The 24824-nt window shown below is 35.4% G+C and carries 24 protein-coding genes; 7 read left to right on the top strand and 17 right to left on the bottom strand.

Going from position 1 to position 24824, the window contains the following annotated elements; all coding sequences use genetic code 11:
* Positions 1-17: 17 nt before the first annotated feature.
* From RCJ93_RS03355 to RCJ93_RS03335, 5 genes are all read right to left on the bottom strand, one after another.
* Entirely contained in the window at positions 18-503 is a 486-nt protein-coding gene (locus tag RCJ93_RS03355) for a hypothetical protein (RefSeq protein WP_446738392.1), read from the bottom strand.
* 234 nt (positions 504-737) lie between these two features.
* Positions 738-1961, bottom strand: coding sequence for an amidohydrolase (locus RCJ93_RS03350; RefSeq protein ID WP_446738391.1), 1224 nt, complete (start codon positions 1959-1961; stop codon positions 738-740).
* Positions 1958-3214: an amidohydrolase gene (locus RCJ93_RS03345; RefSeq protein ID WP_446738390.1), complete on the bottom strand. Its 1257-nt coding sequence runs from the start codon at positions 3212-3214 to the stop codon at positions 1958-1960. The genes RCJ93_RS03350 and RCJ93_RS03345 overlap by 4 nt, the downstream gene beginning before the upstream one ends.
* Before the next feature lie 256 nt (positions 3215-3470).
* Entirely contained in the window at positions 3471-4700 is a 1230-nt protein-coding gene (locus RCJ93_RS03340) for an amidohydrolase (RefSeq protein WP_446738948.1), read from the bottom strand.
* A 24-nt stretch (positions 4701-4724) separates the two neighbouring features.
* Positions 4725-5189, bottom strand: coding sequence for a nucleoside deaminase (locus tag RCJ93_RS03335; protein ID WP_150284453.1), 465 nt, complete (start codon positions 5187-5189; stop codon positions 4725-4727).
* A 178-nt stretch (positions 5190-5367) separates the two neighbouring features.
* Between RCJ93_RS03335 and RCJ93_RS03330 the strand changes: the two genes are divergently transcribed.
* Complete coding sequence (locus RCJ93_RS03330; RefSeq protein ID WP_446738947.1) at positions 5368-6243, top strand: LysR family transcriptional regulator; 876 nt, start codon at positions 5368-5370, stop codon at positions 6241-6243.
* A 175-nt stretch (positions 6244-6418) separates the two neighbouring features.
* On the opposite strand, the gene RCJ93_RS03325 is transcribed toward RCJ93_RS03330, so the two are convergent.
* Positions 6419-7273, bottom strand: coding sequence for a hypothetical protein (locus tag RCJ93_RS03325; protein ID WP_446738389.1), 855 nt, complete (start codon positions 7271-7273; stop codon positions 6419-6421).
* Positions 7274-7430: 157 nt separating this feature from the next.
* On the opposite strand from RCJ93_RS03325, the gene RCJ93_RS03320 reads away from it, so the two are divergent.
* On the top strand, positions 7431-8030 hold the full coding sequence (locus RCJ93_RS03320; protein ID WP_251646409.1) for a hypothetical protein: 600 nt from the start codon (positions 7431-7433) through the stop codon (positions 8028-8030).
* Positions 8031-8146: 116 nt separating this feature from the next.
* On the opposite strand, the gene RCJ93_RS03315 is transcribed toward RCJ93_RS03320, so the two are convergent.
* From RCJ93_RS03315 to RCJ93_RS03280, 8 genes are all read right to left on the bottom strand, one after another.
* Positions 8147-8902: a helix-turn-helix transcriptional regulator gene (locus RCJ93_RS03315; RefSeq protein ID WP_150284456.1), complete on the bottom strand. Its 756-nt coding sequence runs from the start codon at positions 8900-8902 to the stop codon at positions 8147-8149.
* Between the two features lie 81 nt (positions 8903-8983).
* Positions 8984-10195 (bottom strand): S8 family peptidase, encoded by a 1212-nt coding sequence (locus tag RCJ93_RS03310; protein WP_446738388.1) that lies wholly within the window; start codon positions 10193-10195, stop codon positions 8984-8986.
* Positions 10196-10329: 134 nt separating this feature from the next.
* Entirely contained in the window at positions 10330-11790 is a 1461-nt protein-coding gene (gene panF / locus RCJ93_RS03305) for a sodium/pantothenate symporter (RefSeq protein ID WP_446738946.1), read from the bottom strand.
* Positions 11790-12056, bottom strand: coding sequence for a YhdT family protein (locus RCJ93_RS03300; RefSeq protein WP_446738387.1), 267 nt, complete (start codon positions 12054-12056; stop codon positions 11790-11792). The genes panF and RCJ93_RS03300 overlap by 1 nt, the downstream gene beginning before the upstream one ends.
* Before the next feature lie 441 nt (positions 12057-12497).
* A complete protein-coding gene (locus tag RCJ93_RS03295; RefSeq protein WP_446738386.1) occupies positions 12498-13118 on the bottom strand; it encodes a class I SAM-dependent methyltransferase in 621 nt (206 codons plus the stop codon).
* A 359-nt stretch (positions 13119-13477) separates the two neighbouring features.
* Positions 13478-14407 (bottom strand): glutaminase A, encoded by a 930-nt coding sequence (gene glsA / locus RCJ93_RS03290; RefSeq protein WP_446738385.1) that lies wholly within the window; start codon positions 14405-14407, stop codon positions 13478-13480.
* 335 nt (positions 14408-14742) lie between these two features.
* A complete protein-coding gene (locus tag RCJ93_RS03285; protein WP_446738384.1) occupies positions 14743-14904 on the bottom strand; it encodes a hypothetical protein in 162 nt (53 codons plus the stop codon).
* A gap of 569 nt (positions 14905-15473) precedes the next feature.
* Positions 15474-15674 (bottom strand): hypothetical protein, encoded by a 201-nt coding sequence (locus RCJ93_RS03280; RefSeq protein WP_066787299.1) that lies wholly within the window; start codon positions 15672-15674, stop codon positions 15474-15476.
* A gap of 376 nt (positions 15675-16050) precedes the next feature.
* On the opposite strand from RCJ93_RS03280, the gene RCJ93_RS03275 reads away from it, so the two are divergent.
* Both RCJ93_RS03275 and RCJ93_RS03270 read left to right on the top strand, forming a co-directional pair.
* Positions 16051-17124 carry a CAP domain-containing protein gene (locus tag RCJ93_RS03275; protein ID WP_446738383.1) on the top strand — a complete coding sequence of 358 codons (1074 nt, stop codon included), beginning with the start codon at positions 16051-16053 and terminating at the stop codon, positions 17122-17124.
* 361 nt (positions 17125-17485) lie between these two features.
* Positions 17486-18223 carry a sulfite exporter TauE/SafE family protein gene (locus RCJ93_RS03270; protein WP_446738382.1) on the top strand — a complete coding sequence of 246 codons (738 nt, stop codon included), beginning with the start codon at positions 17486-17488 and terminating at the stop codon, positions 18221-18223.
* Positions 18224-18638: 415 nt separating this feature from the next.
* Here the strand turns inward: RCJ93_RS03270 and RCJ93_RS03265 are convergent, their stop codons facing one another.
* Positions 18639-19589: a tyrosine recombinase XerC gene (locus RCJ93_RS03265; protein ID WP_446738381.1), complete on the bottom strand. Its 951-nt coding sequence runs from the start codon at positions 19587-19589 to the stop codon at positions 18639-18641.
* 246 nt (positions 19590-19835) lie between these two features.
* Positions 19836-20657, bottom strand: a complete 822-nt coding sequence (locus RCJ93_RS03260; protein ID WP_066787311.1) for a MerR family transcriptional regulator — start codon at positions 20655-20657, stop codon at positions 19836-19838.
* A gap of 128 nt (positions 20658-20785) precedes the next feature.
* Here RCJ93_RS03260 and RCJ93_RS03255 point away from each other — a divergent pair, with 128 nt between their 5' ends.
* The 3 genes from RCJ93_RS03255 to RCJ93_RS03245 all read left to right on the top strand — a co-directional run bounded on the left by RCJ93_RS03255 (position 20786) and on the right by RCJ93_RS03245 (position 24229).
* Positions 20786-22132: an MATE family efflux transporter gene (locus tag RCJ93_RS03255; RefSeq protein WP_446738380.1), complete on the top strand. Its 1347-nt coding sequence runs from the start codon at positions 20786-20788 to the stop codon at positions 22130-22132.
* 175 nt (positions 22133-22307) lie between these two features.
* Entirely contained in the window at positions 22308-22700 is a 393-nt protein-coding gene (locus RCJ93_RS03250; RefSeq protein WP_446738379.1) for a DUF485 domain-containing protein, read from the top strand.
* Complete coding sequence (locus RCJ93_RS03245; protein ID WP_150284466.1) at positions 22700-24229, top strand: solute symporter family protein; 1530 nt, start codon at positions 22700-22702, stop codon at positions 24227-24229. Before RCJ93_RS03250 ends, RCJ93_RS03245 begins: the two co-directional genes overlap by 1 nt.
* A gap of 69 nt (positions 24230-24298) precedes the next feature.
* Here the strand turns inward: RCJ93_RS03245 and RCJ93_RS03240 are convergent, their stop codons facing one another.
* Positions 24299-24730, bottom strand: a complete 432-nt coding sequence (locus RCJ93_RS03240; RefSeq protein WP_150284467.1) for a hypothetical protein — start codon at positions 24728-24730, stop codon at positions 24299-24301.
* Positions 24731-24824 lie beyond the last annotated feature (94 nt).

The raw sequence follows: 24824 nt of genomic DNA, 5'->3' as shown, positions 1-24824 counted from the left end.
TTCATCTTTACCCTTCTTCACTTACGCAAGAAACCTTCCATCTGTTTCCGTGCTACTGCGGGTGGTATCAGTTGGATATGTTCACCTTTATCATTGCAGGTGAAAATCCCTTTAAAAACATCAGGCATGATATGGTACTGTTTCTCTAGCTGTTCATTAAATTTTTTGAAACAGTCATAAGGATACTTTTCCACCAGGTAGGGCATTAAAAAAGCTGATCGCAAAATTTCATATTCCTCATAATTATATGGCGTAGTTTCAGAACGCTTTTTTAAGATTTCTAACATCTTGTTTATTAAAACGGCCACTTCTTCTTCACTTGCGAAGGCAGCGTATCCTCTAATGGCAGTAAGCCGCATATCCAAATATCGTTCTTTTTTATATGCTTTTAGAAAAAAGTCCTTTCCTTGCTCTGGCAAGTCAAATACAATTTGCTTTAATAGAGCATTTCGCTTGGCAATATCCTTTGTATTAAAATATGTTTCCATCTTTGTTTCTTCCATTTATCCCGCCTCCATTTGAGTATTAAGAACATAATTCGAACTAAATTCCTGCCCTCTTATTATACCCATTTGAGGGGTTTATCTTTGCATAACAGCATCTATATGAAAATTATTAATATTCTTTAAAACCTTCATGCTAAAAAATCTACGACAGAACTTTTTCTCGCTCTGTCGTAGATTTTTTATTTTATAATTTTTAAATTTTTGGTTAGTGTTAAATTTACCTACTTGTCTTTAGTGTTTCGATTGATATAACTTGCCTTTATGCATTAACATTCTGTTTTTCGGCAGTCTCGCTATTACTTCTGCACTGCAGCTTGCATCAACAAATACGAAACTAGCTTCTGTACCTACTTTCGGCCATTGTTGTTGTCCTTCTGTGCATAAGGGAGTTACACCTTGTGTAATCAAGCTTAAACTATTGCGTAAGGCACGTTCGCTAGATTTACCCGTATATTGGCAAAAATTATGTACCTTTTCTAAAATATCGCCTGAGAAATACGGACTCCAAGAATCATAAAAGCCATCACAGCCTAAAGCCACTTTAACACCTTCTGTTTTCAAAATATCTATAGGTATTAGCTGATGATTAATTGATATAGGAACAGTAGACATGATTTCCACTTCATACTCACTTAACTTTTCCGCAAATTTCTTTTGTGAAGGTGGCGTTAATTTACTTAACCCAAATGCATGACTGAAAGCTGTATGCCCATTATAATTTTGTTCCTTCACCATATCAAGCCATTTATCCATCGTATAAAAACCTACTTGTCCTCTATCGTGTAGATGCATATCCACATCTACATTGTAGTCCTTAGCAATATCCATGGTGACTTGTAATGACTTTTCAATATCTTGATCAATACCAGCTGGATCAAGCGCTCCTAAGATTGTGGCACCAGAATCTAGTGCTTGTCTTAATAAGTCAGGCATTTTATCATGAGCTAGCAAGCCATGTTGCGGAAATGCAACGATTTCATAGGTTAAATATTGCTCATAGGACTCCAGTGCTTTTTTAACGCCCTCTAGATTTTTTAGCTTTATAAAAGGGTCGATATTGACATGTGTTCGGATATGATTCACACCATTATTCAAATGTAATTCAATCATAGCAGAAGCTCTTTGCGTCACCGTCTCAGAAAGGACTTCTAATTCTGCCGCTTCCAACTCTAATCTTTCGGACAAACTATTCACAGGACGACAAGCCTTCCACCCTACAGAAAGATAGGTTTTATCCAAATGATTATGCATTTCTTTAAATGCAGGAAGGGCCAATTTCCCTTGCATGTCGATTGAATTTGTTTTAGGTACATTCGATGAAGCAGGCAAGATTTCTTGAATCAATCCTGCTTCTGATACTTGAATGTGAAACAAACTTGTCTCGGTTTTAATACTGCCATCTTCATATGTTGTTTCCCCTGTTTCCAGTCGAACATTCCGTACCCATGTGCTCATCGAAATTCCCCCCTTAAATCTATCTCTTCTTCATGAATGACCTTCCCGTTTGAGATTACTGTGGAAATAGGACATTGTCTAGCAATCAGATGTGCGGAGCTAACTGCATCTACAAGTAGTGCATTCGCTGTATCTCCAATTTTTGGCCATTGTTGTTCTCCAGCAAGATTTAAAGGTGTGATTCCGCCTGTCGCATATTTTAAGGATTGTCCTATATGCCATTCATCTATATAACCAAAGCGCTCTATAAATTGATTTAATTTTTGTATAGTATCTCCACTTCCGAAAGGCGACCAATGATCCACCAGGCTATCATGGCCAAATGATACTTTTACGCCCCTATCATACAAATACTTCACAGGGATTGTAATAGGACCTGGACCAATAGGAATAGTTGTCGTTAAACCAACTTTATTGGTAGCCATTCGACTTATTAACTGATTTAGTGACTTTTCAGATAAGTCTGCAAAAGCGAACGCATGACTAATCGTTACATCCTTTTTAAAAGAGCGTTGTTCCATTTCGTTTAGAATTTGTTGAATGTCAAATTCACCTAATGTATTTTGCTCATGTAAATGAATGTCGATACCTACCTCATATTTTTCAGCTAAATCAAAAGTTGTTTTTATCACTTCTCTACTATTCCGATCTACTAAAGCTGGGTCTACCCCTCCGATATGAGTCGCCCCCAATTGTAATGCTTTCTCGAGAATTGATAAAAAGTAAGAACCATTACGTAATAGACCATGTTGTGGGAATGCCACTATTTCATACGTAATTTGATCTTGATAGCTTTCTAATACATGCTTAACTATCTCTATATGTTTCGTCTCAATTTGTGGATCAACATTCACATGTGTTCGAATATGTGTATGTCCTTTTTTAATATAGTGCTGGACCATCGCGTGTGCCCTATCTTCTGCTACATGCAATTGCTTCGGTAATAATAATGCTTCTTCCTTTAAACGAGAAAAAATCCCTTCTGTAGGTACAGTGGGTGCCTTCCATTCGCCACTGAAGTAGGTTTTATCAATATGTGTATGCATTTCTTTAAACGATGGGACTAGTAGCTGCTTCTTGGTATCTATTACAACTGCATTGCTTACTTCAATCTTGGGAGCAATTTCAATAAATACTCCATTTTCAATCAAAACATCAAATATATTCGTTTTTGTCGCTGTGACAAATGTTTGGTCATACAAATATCCTGTTTCCAAACGTACATTTTTTAGTAATAATTGCAAAAAAACCACTCCCCTTTATTTCTCAGTAAGTTTGTGTTAAATCAAATAAAGGCTATTGCAAGCCCTCAACACTTTACTTCACTTTTAGTGGCATAAAGCATCAAATTAATCCCTATAAATTCCCCTAGTATTCATGCTGTCTATGTATAGATTATCTTTCCGGTTAAAAATAAATATAAGTTTGCCTATGAATACTTGTATGTTGCCAAGTATTCATAGACAAGAAAATCCTTCACAAACTTAGAACATTACACCCCTTATGCTCTTAGTATGCTTCGAGTGAACCTGCAGTCATTTCACCATTAAAAAACGTAGCTACTCGTTTAGATCTGCGAGCAACAGCTTCTGCAGAACATGATGCTTCGACCAAAACAAGATTTGCCTCATCGCCAACCTTTGGCCATACTTGTTTTCCTTCTTGATTCAAAGGTGTCTTACCGCCCGTAATATAATAAAGTGCTTGTGAAAGTGAACGTTCATCCACCCAATGAGAAATCTCAGCCAAACGTCCAACCCGTTCTAATATATCTCCATTGCCGAAAGGTGACCAAACATCAAAAATGTTATCACACCCTACTGCAACCGGTACGCCATGCTCGCGCAATAAGCCCATCGGAGGGAATTTGCGATCAATCGGTACACTAGAGATAATGGTGATTCCGGCATCAGCTAGTAATCCAGCCATTTCTTCTGCTTGTGATATTGGAATATCTCCGAGACCAAACGCATGGCTAATCGCTACTTTCCCTTGTAAACCTGCTTCTTTTGTTAACTGAGCTAGTTTTTTCATTGTGTAAATCCCCAAGTGATCTGGGTCATGCAAATGTAAGTCGATTCCAGCATTAACTTCTACGGCTAACTCCACCATGGCTTTTAGGGAAGCATCTATATCCCCGTCCACTGTAGCCGGGTCAACACCACCTACAAAACTCGCTCCGTTTTTTAATGCTTCTCTAATTAAGTCTCTTGAAGCTGTACGTAGCAGTCCATGCTGAGGAAAGGCTACAATTTCATATGTTAATTTCCCCTCAAATTTTCGTAATGCCTTTTGGACATTTTCTAAATTCTTTAAACCTACCTCAGGATAGATATCTACATGTGTACGAACATGAGTAATGCCAAATTCCACATATTTTTCAAGCAACATTTCTGCACGTTCTTGTGTAGTAGTCTCTAGAGAAGGAAGAACTTGTTTTTCAATTTCCAAACGTTCAAAAATATTTCGAACTGGTGTCACAGGTCGCCAACGGTCGCCAAGTAAGGTTTTGTCCAAATGACAATGTTTTTCAATAAAAGAAGGTAGAGCAAGTAGTTGTTTCGCATCTTTTTGCGGTAGATTGTCTGTGATCTCTTCAGAAGCAGCAATTATCTTTGTTATTTTCTTATCTTTAATCAATAAATTGAAATTTTCTGAATTTATTCCTGTTACCTTACCTTCATTGACTAGATAACTTGTCTCTAGACGTGTATTTGTTAACCAATAAGTAGAATTCACAGACACCGATCCTTTCACCTTTTATTATGAGTTTAACTCGTTCCAACGTTGATACACTTTAATACTATCTTCATTCGCCTGTTGAACCATAGGTAATCGGCGTTCTTCAATAGGTTTACTATATTCATCATAAAATGTTTCCAATTCAAAGTACTTGCGATCATCCTTATAATATGGAGCGTAATCCTCACGAGTCGTTATATAGATTACTTTTCTAGGGCTGCAATAATACATTGCACCTAAGCACATAGGACATGGTGTAGTGAGGATGTAAATATCACAATCTGTTAAATGTTCAGTTTGCAGCTTTTTACACGCTTCTCTAATAGCGACTATTTCAGCATGTGCAGTCGGATCATTCGTTTGTGCCACTAAGTTTGGACTCTCAGCAATAATCTCACCGTCTCGAACTATTACTGTAGCGAATGGGCGTCCACCTGCTTCCACATTTTCACGCGCTAAATCGATTGTTCGTTGTACAAAATCCATTTGAATTCACCTCATCTTAAATTGTCTAACCATTAACGGCAGTAATGACTCTGTTTTAGGAGTGCCTTCGCCGATATAAATATGTTATCACGCGCTTAAATATATGAAAAATATTAATAAAATTAGTTTTAATTATGTTTTTCATATATCATTTAACTATAAGGAGGGAATATCATTGATTGATATAAGACAATTGCGCTATTTTATTGCCATGGTAGAGGAAAGGAAAATTTCTGCTGCTGCTAAAAGGCTTCATATGTCTCAACCCCCATTAAGCCAGCAATTGAAAGCAATGGAAGATGAGCTGGGCTCAAAATTATTCGAGAGAAGCGGGAAATTTTTAGAAATGACTGAGGCAGGAAAAGCATTATATAAAAATGCTTTGCAAATAACTCAATTAATGGAGGAAACCAAAACCGAGGTAAAAGAAGTAGGTGAGGGGGTAAATGGAAGGCTTACTATAGGTGTTAACACATTTTCTGTTAGTGGGTTGCCCAAGCTGCTGGAACAATTTCAGAACCAGTTCCCAAAGATTACATATAAAATTCAACAGAATGAATCGTCCCACCTTTGTCAGTTAGTCAGAGACAGGGTGGTGGAGCTAGCTATTATTCGATTGCCCCTAAATCTGGACGATTTTTCTGTACTTCATTTATGTAATGAGCCATTTTATTTCATCACATCCAAGAAGCAAACTTTAACAGATCAAGAAGTATCACTTGTTGAAATAGAACAATATCCTCTTCTATTTCCAAGTACAGAGGGATTAGGTGTACACTACTTAATTGTAGAAGCTTTTTCTCGCGCGAAGCTACAGCCGCATATTGTTGGTGAATGTTCAGATATTAGTTTGTTGATGGATCTCATCGCATCTGACTTTGCAGCCTCTATTGTTCCAGAAACCCTTCTTGAAAGATATGACGGATATCCGGTTAATGCTTACCGAATATCACATACACCAGAGTTAACAGGATCAGTTGGATTAATATGGCTCAAGGATCATAGCTTATCGCAGGCAGCAGAGAATTTTATTGAGATGTTAAAAAAAATTTAATATATTGTCACCAGCCAAACGAGAACATTTGTTCTTTGATGATTATATTTGCCAAGGTGGACATTGGATAAATAGTTTAAAATGATAATATTGTAGCTATTTGAATAATAAAAGAGCATTTATTTAATAAAAATGCTCTTTTATAGTATACAGAACAGGTGTTCCCTTCATAGCTTCATCTATTGGTTTTCCATAAAAAAGAATCCCAGCTTTTCTTGCTTTTCAAATCGAGTATTTCACAAAATTCATAGGCGAAATAATCAGTGGTATCAATTTCAAATTCTACAGTTTGAATCCCTTCTGCTTCTAAATCTATTAATTGTTTCTTCAATAATCCAGGCAAAATATCAACGTGCCTTCGTTTTCCCATCCATCCAACTTCATAATGACATTCTTCCGTTTTATGTAAGAACATATAAGCTGATATTTGATTATCGTTCACAACAATATAACTTAAATCAAGATCTGGATCGTTTAAAAGTTTTTCTCGCCAAAGCTCCCATGAAATATCCTTTGCCTCATTAGCCAAATGTGTTTGTTCGTAATTATGTTTCAATAAATGAAATAAATCTTCAGTTAATCGGGCGTCTATCAATACTTCACGTAATGAATAACCTGTATGCGGTATTGGAGTGGCTTGTAGTCTATTTATAATATACTTGATTGAATATCTTTCTATATAAGTTTTCCTAAAAACTGAAAAACCAGATTCCTTTGCGATTTCAATTTTATCTATCTCATCTTCCCAACAAGAAAGTATAACTTTATTATGCGGTGCTGAATATTTCAATAATCTTTCCATAAGCTGAGGTATAGGAATAGCAGAACAGAAATCTATATATTTTGCAGTGGGATGGTTTGAGTTAGTCCAACTAATACCAAAACCTTCAATACTTGAATCTTTTAACGCTACAAAGAGTTCTTCGTAATTATTAGAGTTAATTCGCCCATTCATCTTTTTTAGGCCTTCAATGATTCTTTGATTTAAATACTGAGATTCTATTTTGTCAACTTGAATTATTTTATACATGATTAAACCTCTCTTTAAGAGTATTAATACTAGATTTAATTCAACATATTAGTAAATATCTCCTCTAAATTAGCCTCTATTAGTAATTGAACTTCTTTGCCATTCCCTATTCTTACTCCAACCTTTATAATGAAGCTATCTACATAAGGAAAGGTTGATGAAATTGGGCAATGTTGAGAAGATGGTAGAGCATGCGTTAAAGTTGCGAAATGAGGGTCAATACGATCAGGCATTGAATATGTATACAGCAGCCATCAAAGAACAACCTTCAAACAGCGACTTATACCGAGGCATTGGAAAAGTTGCCTATTTAATGGAGCAGAATAAGTTAGCTGTTGCAGCTTATTTATCTGCATTACATATTGAAATAGCAAAGATTGAGCATTTTGGCCTTAATGAGGAAACGCAAAAAATGTACGATTCACTCCCGGAATCATTGGTAAAAGATTTACCGGTAAAAGGAGCGTTTATACTCTATTACGATACAAATACACTCCGCCACTTAGCACATGCCATAGCAGATTTCGATGAAGCAGCACTAAGTCAGGAACCTGAGCTATTGGCTTATAAAGAAATCTACACGGCTCATTTAAAAGGGCAAGATCTGCAAGAAATTTTATCTATTTATAACCGAACAGAAAGTGATTATACTGAGCAAGAATCTACTTTTTATATTCAAATTGGTAAGGAATTAGCTCTTGCATGGATTAAGTGGGATCGACTTGGTAGTCTCGATGTGGGACATTTATATTTTTAGTTAGGAATGAATGTGGCTGTCTTTAAAATGATAGCTTCATTTTTTCTATATTAGTTTACATAATATAATTATTTAAAAAATAAAAACCCCTCTAGATTTCTCTAAAGAGGTCTCTTTTAAAGCTGCTCTACTTTCAGGTCAGTGAAGAATTTCAGCATATAATGCAGATATCTTCTAATAGTTGTAATACGTTCTTGCAAATTCATAGCGATCGTTTTGTAAAATGATGCCCCTTCATCTGTACTCCTCAGGTTACGCACTGTTCGCTTCTCATCCGGCCAAGAACCAACCAAGTATCCTTTTTCTTCTAGTTCCCAGGCAATTTGGTAGAGATATCCATTGGAAGGACACCAGCCAAAGAGATCTTCTAGTTGCTGACCTACCTCCGCCATATAAAAACTCGAACGTGTTTGGCTTAACTTTAAGGCTAAATAACGTACCGCGTCTTTCACCGAAATCAGCTTTGAAAAATAGCTTCGAAATTCTTCGGGTAATGGATGAGCTGGCCTTGGAGGCTTTTCGCCATTTCGGGTTAATTCGTAATAAAAGCGATCTAGGACTAAAACAATTTCATGGAAACGACCGTAATATAATTCGTTATAACGTGTTAAACGCTTTCGACCAAGCTCTGTAATACTATAAAGAATTTTTTTATGTTCTTGCCTTGATGACAATGCCCCTTCTGCTTCAAGCCTTTTAGCAATACGAGCTACATATTCATACCCTACTTTACGACCAGGGAACTCATTTTCAAATTCTTGATGGATTTCAACTGAATATTTTGCTTTAGATTGTGTGGCATAGAGCCAATAAAGTGCCAATGTGTCCTTCACACTAAAGCCCACTGTTTGTTGAAAATTCTTTTCTTTCATAAAGGAACCTCCTTTTGGGCCTTTAACAATATTATACCAATATTTTTCTAAATAGTGGTAATATTTAAGGCTTGCGAGGTCTTACTTTTTTGTTGGAATTTTCGGTAATTGTGCCAATCCATAACCATATTTACTGTCTTTCCCTTTTGCTCCTAAATCCAATGCGCTTTTCTTTAATTTGTTGATAATAGTGGTTGATGAGCTATTTGGATATCTTTCTATTAAAAGTGCCACGAGTCCCGTCACATGAGGTGCAGCAAATGAGGTGCCTGATGTGACAATTTTTTCTCCAACCACGTTCAACGTTGCGACATCATCGCCTGGTGCCGCGAAGTCCACTGAAGCACCTCTGTTTGAGAAAGGACTGCTTTTTTTATCTTTACCAATAGATGCAACCCCTATCACATTTTCATAACGAGCCGGATAGGTAGGCGCATCATGCGGGCCATCATTACCGGCGGATGCTACAATAATAATTCCTTTTTTAGCAGCTTGGTTAATTGCCTTTTTTAGGCCTGGATGGTCTGTATAGATACTAGATGAAATATTAATAATCTGCATATGATGCTTTATGGACCATTGAATAGCTTCAATCATATCGCCGATTTGTCCATTGGATGTTCCGTCTGCATATTTTAAAGAATAGATTCGTATATTAGGAGCAACTCCTGCTACATTCAGATGACTAGAACTTTGTGTTTTTTTATCGAGCTGTGAACCAAGAATAGCCGCTACGCTTGTTCCATGTCCATCGCCATAATTTCCACGGTCATATGGGTCTGATTCATCTATATCTTTTGTTGCTGGATTATCTTTCGAAAAGGATATTCGCTTAACCACATTTCCTAATCCCTCTACTTCGTTTACTCCAGTATCAATAATGGCCACTTTAACACCTTTTCCGAGATATCCCTTTTTCCAATAGGTAGGTGCTTTGACATAATTCATATTCCATTTTGGTTTGTAATTCGGCGCTACTGATTTAATGGTTGAAGTGGAAGCAATATGCATCTTATCTGTACTGGTTTTGACCCATTCTATATGGGGATTATTTTTTAATAGACGATATTGTTTTGTATTTACATTAGCTCTAACCATCTTCATATCACCTAAGTGTTTCTCTACATGCTCTACATGTTGTTCCGCATACTGTTTACCTTGATGATCTTTATAGGAAATAAGTACATCCTGTAGATGAGTTGACGTTTCTTTTGCTTGGGTAGTAGCTGTTTGTATTAAGAAACAGCAGCCAGTGGCACAAGCAGCTGATATCAATTTTTGTTTGAATTTCATATGTATCCTCTCCATTCGGATGCTGTAATTATACTAAAAAAATTAAAAGTATATTATACTATGCCCGTTTCAAGAGAATTTAGAACCTATTTTCACAAAAAAACCAAGCTTCTAAGAAGAAGCTTGGCAAAATATTAAATGATATGCTGTTTTTGATTCACTTTATGACGTGTGAATATACTAATAACGACATAGGTAATCAACGCAAATAAAATTGGCAATGTAACAGGATGCATGCCCAATATGTCTGGAATGTTTTTCTTCAGTGTAATATCGTAAAGCGTAATGTAACTTATTAAACCGACAATCATAGATGCTATCGCACCGTATTTATTTCCCGTCTTCCAATATAGGCCAAACACAACTGGCCATACAAAAACAGCTTCTAAACCACCGAATGAGAATAGATTTAGCCATACAAGTAAACTTGGAGGCTTTAACGCAACAAATATAACAGCAATCCCGATGACAGCTGTTACTAGGAAACTGATTCTTTTGATTTCAGGATCAGTCGCCTTTGGTTTAATAAAATTAAGATATATATCTTTTACAATTGTTGAGCTCACAAGCATAAGCAATGCATTGACCGTCGACATGATCGCTGCCATTGGCGCAGCCAGCACGATACCTGCTAAATATGGCGGAAGAACTTTTAATGTTAAAAGAGGCATTACTTTATCACCTATTTCAATGCCAGGTAGGACTGGACGAGCTAAAACGCCTGTTAAGTGCATACCGAACATAACAGTACCAAGAGCAATAGTTCCAATGATGATTGCCGCATGCATGCTTTTTGTATCACGATATGACATAGCCCGAACAGCAATCTGTGGTAAACCGATAACGCCAATCCCAATTAAAATCCAAAATGTTGAAACATATAGGGGGGTAAGACTGTTATCTGCACCGAATGGTGATATTAATTTCGGATTTTCAGCAACTAAATCATGCATAATATTAGAAACGCCACCACCTGCGATAATCGTTCCTACAAGTAAAATGATACTACCAACCAGCATGACAGAACCTTGGACAGCATCTGTCAATGCCACAGCACGGAAACCGCCGATAATGACATACACGAGTACTACAGCGGCAAAAATAAAGAGAGCAGTTGTATAATGTAAGCCAGTCAACGATTCAATAAGCCGTGCACCACCCACCCATTGGGCCGCCATGGAAGAAAATAAAAAGATAATAATACTTAATGCAGATACCACTACAACAAAACTGCTTTGGTAGCGTTCACGCAAAAAGTCAATCAACGTAATCGCTTTGTATTTCCTTGCGATAATAGCAAACTTTTTCCCTAAAATCATCAGTACAAAGTAGCCTGCAGGCAGTTGAGCCATTGAAAGTAATACCCATCCAAGACCGGTATTATAAGCGACACCTGGACCACCTATAAAACTAGAAGCACTACCGTAAGTAGCCATCATGGTCATTGCCAGTAAGAAACCACCCATATCTCTCCCGCCTAAGAAATATTCCTGCAAGAAAGAATTCGAATTCATTACATGTTTATTTGCCCATATACCTATTAAAAAGATGATAACCAGAAAAATAAAGAGCGGGAAAATTACCTGCCAGTGCATCATGACTTATCACCGCCTTCATCGTCAAAAGGCATACCTCTGAAAAATACCTTGATGACAAAAATAATTAGTAAAATCATAAAGATTGTTCCTGCAATGCAACTATAGAAAAACCAAGCCGGAAAACCGAAAACATATGTATATTCTTTCGGGTCCGCTGATCCAAGCCCATATGCAAAGCCAAACCATATTGCAAAATTGATGAGCACGAGCAAGACCCCAATTACTGCTTCTCGGTGAGCAATCTTAAAACGCGGATCATTCATAGAAACTCCCCTTTTATATCAATAGAATTCCTTACTATTTTACTTTTTTAAAGTGAAAAATGAAAGTTTAGAGGACAAATAATGTTATAATAGAGAGACAATAGTATAGGATTTCTCAAGGGTGGTCGGCTCACTCCCCGTTAGAAAGGGGGTGGTGCCGTATGACAGTTTTCGAAGCGCTTATGTTTGCTGTAGCTTTTTCTAGCTTAATTGTTGCAATGCTGTCATTTAACCAAAAAAAATAATCCACCCTTGAGTTAGCAGCTCGGTGGATTATTTCCTCTACTAGCTGACCCCTTTGATGGAGCCTGCTATTGTTATACCGTTAGTGTACCCGCACTAACGGTATTTTTAATATATGCATCTATGCCTATATTATAGCTGAAACAAAGCGAAAAGGAAAATAAATCGGATCTTTATAACATTTATCATTGAACCCATTTAATTTGAGAGGATAAAAATGCCTCCACAATGAGAAATCGGATAAAATTCAAAGAGATTTTTGAAGGACTGTTTTAATTCCTCATATACAAAATAATATTCATCAGGATCCCAATAAGCTAAGCTTTCTTGGCGACATTTCTCCAATTGCTCTCTCGTTTCAAAGGCAATATCACCAATTAACACTTTACCATCTTTTTTTAAAAGAGGTAGCAAACTATTGATGAATGTTACCTTTTCTTCATCTGTCAAATGGTGCAGCGTATACGTACTAATAATATAATCGTACATGTTTGTTAAGATTTCAGCGGGCAAGCCTTTAGATATATCCCATTCCATGAGGTTTGCTTTAGGCATCTTATCTTGGGCAATGGAAAGCATTTCAGTTGAAAAATCAATGCCATTTATTTGATGACCATTCACATACAATTTATTCGTCAGAGTGCCTGTTCCAAAACCGATATCTAGCACTTTTGAATTCTCTTTTTGCATCACTTCATTATAAATGCCATTTAGAATCTCTTTGTAGCCTGCAAACGGATACAAGTTATTTTCCTCACTTACTTGTACTGTTCCCTCATAATGGCCTGCCCACAGATCAAAACCTTTTTTATTTAACATGAATGCTCCTCCAGTAATTTAAAAATTTGCGAGCATTCTAATTGAATGTTGAATTACTCGCAGTTCACCTTATCCATACAAATTTGTTCAAAGAAGTTAGCACATTTCATATCAATCACACCTTTCTATTAATAGAGTTCAATTATAACATAATATTTTAAAAATTCAGTAATTCTTTCATTAAAACTTAAAAAGGTCTAAGAACGCAATTTAGCAGTACAGTAAATAATAGAAAGACATTTATGTATACCATGAGAATTGCGATTCCATGACTCCAATACCACTGAAACTTTTATAATGTAACGCCTCGTAACGGTGAATGGATATCGACCGGCGTACATGATTTCCTCATGGGATTATTAAAAAATACTCAAATCATATGTCTTTGAAAGTTTTTCAATACATTTCATCCCTGCTACACTATTCCCTATCTCATCAATTCCAGGACTAAAAACACCAATCCCTATTTTCCCTTTAAGTTGCTCCACTTTTCCATCGGGTACTGAACATAAGACTCCGCCAGATACACCGCTTTTCATTGGAATTCCAATAGAAGCAGCATACTTGCCTGAAGCATTATACAGTCCACAAGTTGTCATTAATGCTTTAGTGACTTTAGCAGTTTGGCGAGTGATTATTTCTTCTTTTGTTAATGGATAAATACCATTTCCTGCTAACATTAATCCTATTTTTGCTAGATCTCTAGTTGACACTTCCAAGGAGCATAAGTAGATATAAGTCTCTAGCGCTTTTTCTACATCATCAAGTAAATAATTATTTGCCTTTAGATAGTAAGCAATTGCACGATTTCGGTGGCTTGTTTCAATTTCCGAACTATAGATTTCTTCATTTACTTTATGAATACTGCCAGTAGTCCGGCTTAAAAAGTTTGCAACATAAGCGACGCGTTCCTCGGGCGTTTTTCCGGGTAACATGGAAGCGATTGTAATAGCTCCTGCATTAATCATCGGATTGAAAGGCTTTCCAGGAATAGAGCTCTCTAATCGCATTATCGAATTAAAAGGATCACCAGTTGGCTCTACATCAACTTTATCCAGAACAAAATCTAAACCATGATACTCACAAGCAACCATAAAATTGATTACTTTTGAAATACTTTGCAATGTGAAAAGAGTATCTGTTTCTCCGCTTTCAAAATAATTTCCATATTCATCTATTAAAGATATACCAAATTGATCTACAGATTGGTGCGCTAGGGCTGGAATATAAGATGCCGGTTTTCCTTCTTTAGTATGTAATTTGGCTTCGTTTATAATTTGTTCTAACATCACTTCTACCTCTTTCTCTATCTATAGCTAGAAGGAGATGTTCTAAAAAAGTACATCTCTTTCACGTTTCATTATTTACTTGGAATTAGTAAAACATACGCATTTCCTTTTAGACAGGCCATCCTTTTTTCTTATTTTTATATTATCCAAATAATATCGTAGTTCTGCTATGATATCACCTGCAAAAAATCAAATGTATTTAGGTAAGAATTATCTTTAGGACACTTTTCATATGTGTTTTTCCTAGTACCAAGTAGGAGATTGCGCATTACTAGTAACGCACATTATAATTCTACCCTAACGGTATTGAACCAAGTATGCAACTATAATATTAGTCACTTTAAATACATATTATATATAACATAGAGAATTAATATTCCCATAATTATCATTCCGCCAATGGCGGGAGTACCTATAAAAGATCGATTAAATACATCATTGCTTTCTTTCTTTGTTTTTTCAAAATCCTCTTTGTTTTTTATATCATCTTTTTTCATATTAACCTCCTTTTCTACGTAATTAAATTTAGAAGCAATATCCTATACAACCGGTAATTTTCGTTATCCGTTTAAAACTAAAATGATAGTAAAATTGAAGAAAAACTTCTATGTTTCGCTGGTCCTGCTTCTTCCATTTCCTTCTTAGCTATTAATTCAGAAAGCAATAAGTACCCTCTCATTTAGAAGATTCTGTTAAAATAGTTTATCATAGGTCGTGCTAACAAGAATAGATCCACATTAGTCAGATGGAAGGTAGCCTTCTAAAAGTATATGTTTCTTACCAAACTAAAAGGCAACCTCATCACCTAAGATTGCTTAAACAATAAACAATACTATTTTTCAGTTTTACCGGTGAATAATAATTCTGCTCCTCCTGCAAGAATAGCTTTCTTGCCTCTTGCTTTGATCAATATCTTCAGCCATCAGGAACCAAGACGTTTACACTGCCAAAAACCTCCCATAAAAGGAGATTTAACCCGGTGGAAATATTAAATTTTTTGCTTCAACAAAACAAAAAGATTGAACCTCTATACTGAGGTTCAATCTTTTCTAATAACTTCGTCATGTTAATACATTAAATGGTAGATTAGCGTATATCCAAGGACAATTAAGACAATTCCTAAAACGACGAATCCGATTGTCCGTATTGCTTTTGGTTGTCTTTCCGGAGGATTAGGGCCTGTTTCAGATTCCGGTTGGCCAATTGTAACTCCTTCATCTACTAATGACTCATCTTCTTGTTGATTGTTCTGTTTTTCAGAAGCCATTTCTTTCACTCCACTTCTGGTTATGTTTGCTGTACAGCTTATCTATTCCCTTTTTTAAGTAAAATAAACGATATAGAATGTGAAGTGATTTATTAGTTTGCATAATAAAATCATTTTAAATCTAAAGGTTTTTTCAATCCTATGCAGAATCACTAATCAATCATTACACTTTACAAATCATGTTAGTTTTGAACAATTTTCAACTGAGCATTTGCCTCAATAGAACTACAAAAACGGCTAATATGATTGAAGAAATTCTAAATCGTATATAGAAATTACTCATGTCTTTTTTGCTATCATTCCTAAGACATTATAAAATCAATAATATGCTAGGCATATAAAGTTGAAAAAAGTAAATTATTAGGAGTGGGTCCGTGTGAAGTTATTAAGGATAATCTTCTTTTGCTTGACTCTCCTTGGAGTATATTTCATTATTCAAAAGGATCAAATTAATACTAAGGATCTGTCATCTGTTTCAAATACCTTTAGAGAAGGTTTTGATTTTATAACAGCAAAGGTACACGACTTAAAATTAACATCAAAAAAGCAGGATACGCTTGAGAACGTCGAAAAGCCTAATCTAAAAATACCTAATCATCAAGCCCTCTCTGTACACAATATAGAAATTGGGAACACAAAAGAAAGCGTCGAAAAACAGGTGGGAAAAGCGCAGCGTTCTACCTATAATGAATATGGCGCTAAATGGTACAAGTATCATAAAAACTATCAAAACTTTTTTATGGTCGCCTATGATTCCAATCACCTTGTGGCTGGATTATACACAAATCAAAATTTGGTATCTTCAAAACAAGGGATACAAATCGGTAATTCTAAACAATCTGTCGAAAAGAAACTTGGCACTCCCTTAAAAGGTATTAAAAAAGGTTTTGTCCTTTATCAAATGCAAAATAACGGAGAGTATGACATATACGAAATGGACAGTAGCTACGTAACAGTATTTTTCGATAAACATAATAAGAATACGTTAACCGCAGTACAAATTATTAGTAAAAATTTAGAGGAGAACAAGAAAAACTTTTACCCTCAAAGCAGTAAACGCCTTACAAAAGGCTTTGAATATCAATTATTTGACCTTACAAATGCAGCACGCGTAAAAAATGACCTGCCTCCTCTCTCTTGGAATGCTCAGGTCAAAGTGACGGCTCAAAAACATAGTGATGATATGGCTTCTCACCAATATTTCAGCCATATAGATTTAAATGGTGGATCACCCTTTGATCGGATGAAGAATGATGGAATTGCTTTTATGACAGCTGGAGAAAATATAGCTGAAGGGCAAATCAGCAGTGTCTATGCACATGAAGGATTAATGAATTCACTTGGCCATCGTAAAAACATTTTAAATAATAAATTTGACGCGCTTGGTGTAGGCGTGGCATTTGATCAAGCATCTAGGCCCTTTTTTACCGAAAATTTTTTAGGGAATTGAGTGATAAAAATACATCCATTAAATCAATCTTTTTTGTGATAATGGTGTAGTCACAAAAAAGTTAAGACAAACACACTTTTAAACCTTACTTGTTTAAGATTAATAAGAAGCATCCATTTTGAAAAAAGATAATCAAAATGGATGCTTTTTTAGTATTTTTTATGTTGTTTTTAATAAAAAGCTTTTAGTTAAATTAAAAATATATCAAAAATTACGCTCCATATCATTTACTTATAATTAATTCAAATTCTTCCTCGTCGTCCCAGTCATAGAATTTTAAAAGTTGTTTCATTTGAATTCAGACCAAAGACTATACGTGGTAAACTGATTCTATGATGCAATTTTGAAAGTAGGTTATTCTATGGAATTTGTCATCTTTTTTATGATTGGAATTATAGGTAATATAGTCGGTACATTGGTCGGAGGAGGGGGACTGATTAGTTTACCCACTATGTTACTTATGGGGTTACCTGTACATTCAGCAATTGGTGCAAACAAGGTTTCCAATACTATCAGTTCACTCTCAAGCTTTCTTGTCATATTAAAGAAAAAAGAAGTTTCCACAAAAGAAGCATTATTAGTCCTAATATTTTGTCTTGGAGGAGGTATTTTAGGTGGACTCATTGCTTCCTTTTTAAGCGGAAGTGCCCTAACGCTTATCGCAATCATTTTATTAAGCTTTGCATTTGTAACTTCCTTCATGAATACAGGTAATTTTGATGGAACTGAACAGTTTCATGCAAGTAAAAAACCAGGAATTGCACTAATTGGTATAGGAATGTATGACGGAATGTTTGGACCAGGAAGCAGTACACTTGCGTTATATTTATATGCAAGCCAAAAAATCTCCTATATCCGAGCAATTGGCTTAGCAAGAGTTGGGGTTTTTGCAAGTTGCTTTGGTTCTGCCATCACTTACATATCAACAGGTAAAATTTTATGGCCACTTACAATAGCATTAATGCTTGGATCCATTGTTGGTGCACAGTTCGGAGTTAGATTAGCTCGTAAATTAAAAACGAAACATGTAAAACCACTTCTTAGATTAGTAACAGTTCTTTTAGTTGTACAAATGATTGTAGATTACTTTGATTTTTAAGAGTAGATTTTTTGAAGATTCTAATTGAAATACAAATCTAACTACACAAATAAGACGTCCATAACACTTTTGGATTGAACCCTCACGTTGTTTTAACGATAAGATTTATTGGACTTCTTTTAAAAGAATTAATATTCTAATTCACTTGTACTTAAACTATACTGCCCCATTAGTTTAAGTACATTTTTGATTTAATATTACCTATAATACCTTTTGCATTTACATATAGCTACAATAAAAAAGGTTCAACATCTAGTAGTTTGATCATAATATTTAACGCTTAATAAAGAGTTTTAACGGTGGTTTTTAATATTATTAAATATAAGATTAATATTATGGTCTCGCTGTTTATTGGTAGCCATAACTTAACCGTTTATATAATGTCTCTGTTTAATTGTTTACATAATATTATTATTTATAAAATGTTTAGAGGATTGTTTTCAATTACTCGTTGGATCTCTTCATTCTCCACATGTGTATAAATTTGAGTCGTTGATACGTTAGAGTGGCCTAAAATTTGTTGCAGGCTTCTAATATCTGCTCCACTTTTATACATCATTGTAGCAGATGTATGGCGTAATTTATGTGGCGACAGCTTCTTTTTTTCTAACCCTGATGATAAATTGATTGCTTTTACAATCTTTGCAATTCGCTGCCTTGTTAAACGTGTTCCTTTTTGAGAAAGAAATAAAGCCTCATTTTTATCAGCATTCTTCATTTTGTTCCTTTCATGCTCTAAATAAGTTTTCAGCGCTTTAAGGCATGCATCATTGAGATAAACAGACCTTTCTTTATCCCCTTTCCCTCTCACAGTCAGTGTACGCTCATGGATAGAGTCCATATTTAGATTACATAATTCAGATACACGAATACCTAAATTCAAAAAGAATGTCATCATGCAATAATCTCTATCATAATGTGCGCTGGACTGGATGCCGCCCATAAATGTCTTCGCTTCATCTAAACTGAGATAAATCGGCTGCTTTTTTCCTATTTTAGGTGTTTCCAAATCATCTGCCGGGTTTTCTTCTATTATATGGCGCTTGGATTTCAAGTATTTAAAGAATGAGCGCAATGTCGCTACCTTCCTTGCCCGGGTATGTGCGCTATTTTTTCGTCTCTCCTCGCAGTATTCTAAAAAAAGATACATATCTTCGAGTGTTATTTCCTTTAAGAACGAGGCATCAATTGAATGTATATCTATTGTATCAATTTGCTCTAATTTATCTTGTTGTACGCTAAGAGTAAACCGCAGAAACAAGGTCAAATCGTATTCATACTCATCTCGAGTGCGTTTTGACTTTCCTTTAATAGCTGTTAAATAAATTAAAAAATCTCTAAGTATTTTTGGTTTTTTTTGATCCATCTCACGTCACCTCAATATCTTTTATTCTATCATAAATAACTTTCCCAAATATACATTTGGGAACCTTTTTAATGAAAGAAGAAAATAAAAAGTCGAATCCTCTACTCAGAAGACTCGACTTTGTCGAAATGTAATGGTTAACTATTCTACTAATAAAAATTAATTCTCTTAGGAAGCGTAATTAAAACAATCGAGAATAATTTAATTTTTAAGTAGAAATTATAAGTATAAACGAGAATAAATAGACTATTTAATTGGAATCATAATCTTAGTCACATAATTCTCTGCACCATTGACAGCAACCTCATCTAAAATATATTCTTCATACGCAAAATTTTTAATTGCTAATTGATGCTCTTTTACAAATTCAAATATTCGGTGATAGGATGGAGCAATTTCCTTATCGTTTCCTTTATGATAGGCAATAATATACTGTCCTGCTGGTCGAACAATTGTGGAGACCTTTTCAATACTCGAAGGCATTTCGGTATAAAGATAACTATAATTTCCAAAGTTCTCAGCCAATATTTCTTCCTCTGCTAAAATGGCTCCGATTGGATGCCCCGTATATAATTCATGCTTATTGCACAAATCAATAAAATCAGTCACAGCATTCAAGTATTGACGATTTGTTGCATGACGTAGATGCTGGCTTATGAGCAATGTTCTCTCAGGAAGATTTTCAACAGTAATACTTTCCCAATCCACTTCTAATGCTTCTTTGATAATTTTGATAGTCGTTTCGGCTATTGTTCTAATATGCTGAAGCTTACTAATCTTATTGTCAATTTCGTCCAATTGGCTAGTAAGTAATTGAATAGCTTCAATTGGCGTTTTGTTATTTAAAAAATTACGAATTTCTTTAAGAGGCATGCCTAAATCTTTCAGCAGTTCAATTACTATATAAACTTCGTACTGTGAATAGGTATAATAACGGTATCCATTGTCCTCTTTAATATAGGGTGAAAGTAAACCGATTTCATCGTAATAAAATAAGGTCTGTTTTGATATATGGCAAAGTTTAGCAAACTCTCCAGTAGTAAAATATTTGTGTGATTGTTCTGACATAACATTCCACCTCTCCATTAAGTGCATACGTATTGACTATATAGTAACTATATACTTTAAAATCATATTAGAAAAGGAAAAGAAACGTTCTATCTAGAAAGGAAGTGCTCCATTTTACGGAGGCATCTATGAGTGATACATCAATCAAATTAACGCAAACCCCAATTCACAAACTATTTTTATCGTATTTATTCCCCTCACTACTCGGTATGATTTTAATGTCTGTCAATATTCTTGTTGATGGCATTTTTGTCAGCAACGGAGTCGGACCGCTTGCCTTAGCGGGAGTCAATATAGCAGTTCCTATTTTCTCTATATTGTTATCCATTTCTCTATGGATTGGAATGGGAGGTGCAACCCTTTACTCTATCGAAATGGGCAAGGATAACATACAGCAAGCTCGCTCCATTTTTATGCAGAGCCTATTAATGACCGTGAGCATTGTTGGTGTACTTGTTATTATTTGTCTTTGGAAACAAAAAGAGATTGCACTGCTATTCGGCGCAAGTACTAAAGTTCTTCCCTATGTTGAAGACTATCTTCACGTCATTCTTCTTTTCGGTCTCATATATGTATTAGAAAATGTTTTAAGCATTTTTATACGAAACGATGGAAATCCGAAACTAGCTATGATTGGTTTAATCACCACATCAGTCTTAAATATCATCCTGAACTATATCTTTATCTTTCAGATGAACATGGGCGTTAGTGGAGCTGCATATGCAACAGCCCTTTCAACAGTCGTAGGTTTATGTGTACTTCTTTTGCATTTTTTACGAAATGATAGCCATTTACGTTTTAATTTGAAAACATTCCACTTTAACTTTAGTAATATGAAAGAAATTTTAAAAATTGGCTCACCAAGCTTTATTACAGAAGGTTCTACCGCTATTGTAGTCGTAGGCTATAATATTGCCTTTAGTCATTTCGTTGGTGAAATTGGAGTCACCTCTTATGCTGTAATCAATTATTTACATGCCGTATTTATCATGCTTTTCTTTGGTATAAGTGCAGCCATACAACCAATTGTAAGCTTTAGCTATGGGGCAAAATTAACAGAACGACTCAAAGCTGTCTTGAAATTGGGGCTTCTAGCTGGGATTATTGCCGGTATACTCATTATTCTTGTTGGATGGCTCCTTGATGATCAGTTAATCCAAGCATTTAGCGTGCATGACCCTGCAATTATAGAGTTTACAAAGCAAGGCATACATCTTTTCTTTATTGGCTATTTGTTTCTTAGTTATAACTTGCTGTATGCAGAATTTTATCAATCGATTAAGAAAATACGTTTATCGATGATTATCATTCTTATGCGTTCCCTCATACTATTCCTCCCATTGCTCTATTTATTGCCTGCAGCATTTACGGGTAAAGCACTTTGGCTAGCCTTTCCTATTGCAGAAGGAATGACTGCCATTGGTATACTGTTATATCAGTTTAAAAATAATCGAAGCAAAACGGTACATGAATAAGTTTCTTCTATTATATAGGTAGCCACTATTTCTTCTTTAGAAATAGTGGTTTTTACTTATTTTCCAAAAATAATTAATTTTCTAAAAAATGTTGCTATTTTTGTCAAATTTGCATATGATTATTTCAAGGGATTGGAAGCACTTCCAACTTCATATTTTTAAAGGGGGATTTTGTATGAGTCAAAACTTAGCTCACTCGTTAGAAGAAAAACAAGTTGTGAGCGATCATTTGGGGGATGAACCAAATGTTTTAAAAGGCCTGACAGAAGAAAAGTATATATCTATTTCAGAAAGTTCTGAATTTAAAACTCTAGTAAAAAAGAAAAACAGGTTTATTGGATCCATTTCAATTCTATTTTTAGGTCTCTACATTCTATTGCCTATCTTAACCTCTTTCACAACAATTTTGGATGGAAAATCCTTTGGTGACATTACATGGGTATGGATTTATTCTTTAGGATTATTTATTATGACGTGGGTACTCTGTATGCTTTATGTCAAAAAAGCAAATGTATTTGATCAAGACAGTCAAAAAATTATTGAAAAAGCGAAGGATGGTGGCTATTAATGGGAGCTATTGGGATCTTATTCTTCGTGGCAATTGTAGTGCTCACTTTGATTGTTACGTATATTGCATCGAAAAGAACAAATTCAGCTAGCGAGTTCTACACTGCAGGCGGTGGCTTAACGGGTTGGCAAAACGGTATTGCGATTGCTGGTGACTATTTATCTGCTGCTTCATTTTTAGGAATTGCAGGTGCTATTGCTTTATTTGGTTTTGATGGTTTCTTTTATAGTATTGGCTATTTAGTCGCCTATTTAGTTGTTTTATATATTGTAGCTGAACCTTTACGAAATCTGGGGCGCTACACATTGGCGGATATGATTACTGCACGTTTTAATCAAAAGAAAGTTCGTGGTACTGCTGCTATAAGTACAATAGTAATTGTGTTATTTTACATGATTGCACAATTAGTTGGAGCTGGTGCACTTATACAGCTTTTGCTTGGAATTGACTATTGGATAGCTGTATTGTTAGTTGGCGTCATGATGACGATTTACGTTCTATGGGGCGGGATGGCCGCTACAAGTTGGGTACAAATTATTAAAGCTGTACTTTTAATGATCGGTACTGTTATTATCTCATTCCTTGTACTCTTAAAATTCCATTTTAATATTCTTGAAATGTTCCAAACTGTTAAAACATCAACATCACATGGTGAAGCTTATCTCAACGCTGGTGTAAAATATACTAACGGCTTTGATACATTATCCGTGATGATTGCTTTGGTTTTAGGTACAGCGGGTTTACCTCACATACTAATGCGATTCTTTACTGTAAAAGATGCAAAAACAGCCCGGAGCTCAGTTGTCAGCGCAACATGGATTGTTGGTATCTTTTATGTCCTCACTATTTTCCTTGGTTTTGGAGCAGCTGCATTTGTAGGGTCTGAAAAAATTGTTTCAGCCAATGCAGCCGGAAATATGGCCGCACCACTTCTTGCTCAAGCTTTAGGCGGAGACTTGTTAATGTCATTTGTTTGTGCAGTTGCTTTCGCGACTATTTTAGCAGTTGTTGCTGGATTGGTATTATCAGGTGCTTCTGCTTTCGCACATGATATTTATGGCCAAATTATTCGTAAAGGCAAAGCAACAGAAAAAGAACAAATGAAAGCTGCACGTTATGCTTCTATAGGGGTTGCGTTAATTTCTATCCTTCTTGCATTAGGCGCTCAAACACTAAATGTAGCTTTCTTAGTATCGCTAGCATTTTGTATAGCAGCAAGTGCAAACTTGCCAGTTATTATTTACACTATCTATTATAAGAAATTCAACACAACAGGTGCTGTCTCAGCAATGGTAACTGGACTAGTTGTAGCATTGATTCTTGTAGCATTAAGCCCTAACATTTGGAGTCCAGAAGGAACGGCAATTCTAAAAGGGACAGCATTGTTCCCTCTTACAAATCCAGCAATCATTTCAGTTCCGTGCGGTTTCTTAGCAGGTTGGATTGGTTCACTAGTAGGTCAAAAATCAGATGTTCGCAAGTATGCAGAAGTAACTGTGAAAGCGAATACTGGACTTAAAAATAGCTAATAGCTAATAAAAAAGAGATTGGAGGTTGATTCCCCTAATCTCTTTTTTATTTTCAAAATTACTTAGTCATTATTCTATCTCTAATGAAAAAACATAAGCCGCATCCCCATGGTATTGTTTCTCTTTTTCATCGGTATCCCACCATACACTATATACATAATAATATACACCCTTTTTAGTTGGGGTTTTGAATTGCCCGTTATCTTTTAACTGTATTTTCTTTTCGTCATCACCTTCCATTAAATACAAGTGAACTTCTGTTGGCTGTGGCTTATAATCCATTTTAATCTGGGCTATTGCCTTAGATGTACTCCTGATTGGCTTTTTATTTTGTAATAATTCTGGAGGACCTACCTTGTCAACACACATATTTGTCCAGCAGTATGAACCTTGAGTGGTGCTATACTTATCCCCATTCAATTCCACAAAAACAGACGGAGGACGGTCACCTGGTAATCCCTTCTCATTGGATGTATTGCAGCTGCTAAGTATACAGCTCAATAAAATACAAACCAATATCAATCTTTTTTTGATAAAAATTCACCCCCAAATTTATCTATATGCTAGACCTAAAAAACCAAAGACAATATAAAAA

The organism is Rummeliibacillus sp. BSL5 (genome assembly GCF_052928305.1).
Note: the sequence above shows the minus strand (reverse complement) of the source record. Positions and strands in the feature narration are given on the sequence as shown.

Excerpts from the sequence above, each read along its gene's own strand:
- RCJ93_RS03355 (WP_446738392.1), bottom strand. The coding sequence starts at position 503 with ATGGAAGAAACAAAGATGGAAACATATTTTAATACAAAGGATATTGCC.
- RCJ93_RS03350 (WP_446738391.1), bottom strand. The coding sequence starts at position 1,961 with ATGAGCACATGGGTACGGAATGTTCGACTGGAAACAGGGGAAACAACA.
- RCJ93_RS03335 (WP_150284453.1), bottom strand. The coding sequence starts at position 5,189 with ATGGATTTTGTACAACGAACAATCGATTTAGCGCGTGAAAATGTGGAA.
- RCJ93_RS03325 (WP_446738389.1), bottom strand. The coding sequence starts at position 7,273 with ATGTATAAAATAATTCAAGTTGACAAAATAGAATCTCAGTATTTAAAT.
- RCJ93_RS03320 (WP_251646409.1), top strand. The coding sequence starts at position 7,431 with ATGAAATTGGGCAATGTTGAGAAGATGGTAGAGCATGCGTTAAAGTTG.
- RCJ93_RS03315 (WP_150284456.1), bottom strand. The coding sequence starts at position 8,902 with ATGAAAGAAAAGAATTTTCAACAAACAGTGGGCTTTAGTGTGAAGGAC.
- RCJ93_RS03310 (WP_446738388.1), bottom strand. The coding sequence starts at position 10,195 with ATGAAATTCAAACAAAAATTGATATCAGCTGCTTGTGCCACTGGCTGC.
- panF (WP_446738946.1), bottom strand. The coding sequence starts at position 11,790 with ATGCACTGGCAGGTAATTTTCCCGCTCTTTATTTTTCTGGTTATCATC.
- RCJ93_RS03300 (WP_446738387.1), bottom strand. The coding sequence starts at position 12,056 with ATGAATGATCCGCGTTTTAAGATTGCTCACCGAGAAGCAGTAATTGGG.
- RCJ93_RS03295 (WP_446738386.1), bottom strand. The coding sequence starts at position 13,118 with ATGTTAAATAAAAAAGGTTTTGATCTGTGGGCAGGCCATTATGAGGGA.
- glsA (WP_446738385.1), bottom strand. The coding sequence starts at position 14,407 with ATGTTAGAACAAATTATAAACGAAGCCAAATTACATACTAAAGAAGGA.
- RCJ93_RS03285 (WP_446738384.1), bottom strand. The coding sequence starts at position 14,904 with ATGAAAAAAGATGATATAAAAAACAAAGAGGATTTTGAAAAAACAAAG.
- RCJ93_RS03280 (WP_066787299.1), bottom strand. The coding sequence starts at position 15,674 with ATGGCTTCTGAAAAACAGAACAATCAACAAGAAGATGAGTCATTAGTA.
- RCJ93_RS03270 (WP_446738382.1), top strand. The coding sequence starts at position 17,486 with ATGGAATTTGTCATCTTTTTTATGATTGGAATTATAGGTAATATAGTC.
- RCJ93_RS03265 (WP_446738381.1), bottom strand. The coding sequence starts at position 19,589 with ATGGATCAAAAAAAACCAAAAATACTTAGAGATTTTTTAATTTATTTA.
- RCJ93_RS03260 (WP_066787311.1), bottom strand. The coding sequence starts at position 20,657 with ATGTCAGAACAATCACACAAATATTTTACTACTGGAGAGTTTGCTAAA.
- RCJ93_RS03255 (WP_446738380.1), top strand. The coding sequence starts at position 20,786 with ATGAGTGATACATCAATCAAATTAACGCAAACCCCAATTCACAAACTA.
- RCJ93_RS03250 (WP_446738379.1), top strand. The coding sequence starts at position 22,308 with ATGAGTCAAAACTTAGCTCACTCGTTAGAAGAAAAACAAGTTGTGAGC.
- RCJ93_RS03245 (WP_150284466.1), top strand. The coding sequence starts at position 22,700 with ATGGGAGCTATTGGGATCTTATTCTTCGTGGCAATTGTAGTGCTCACT.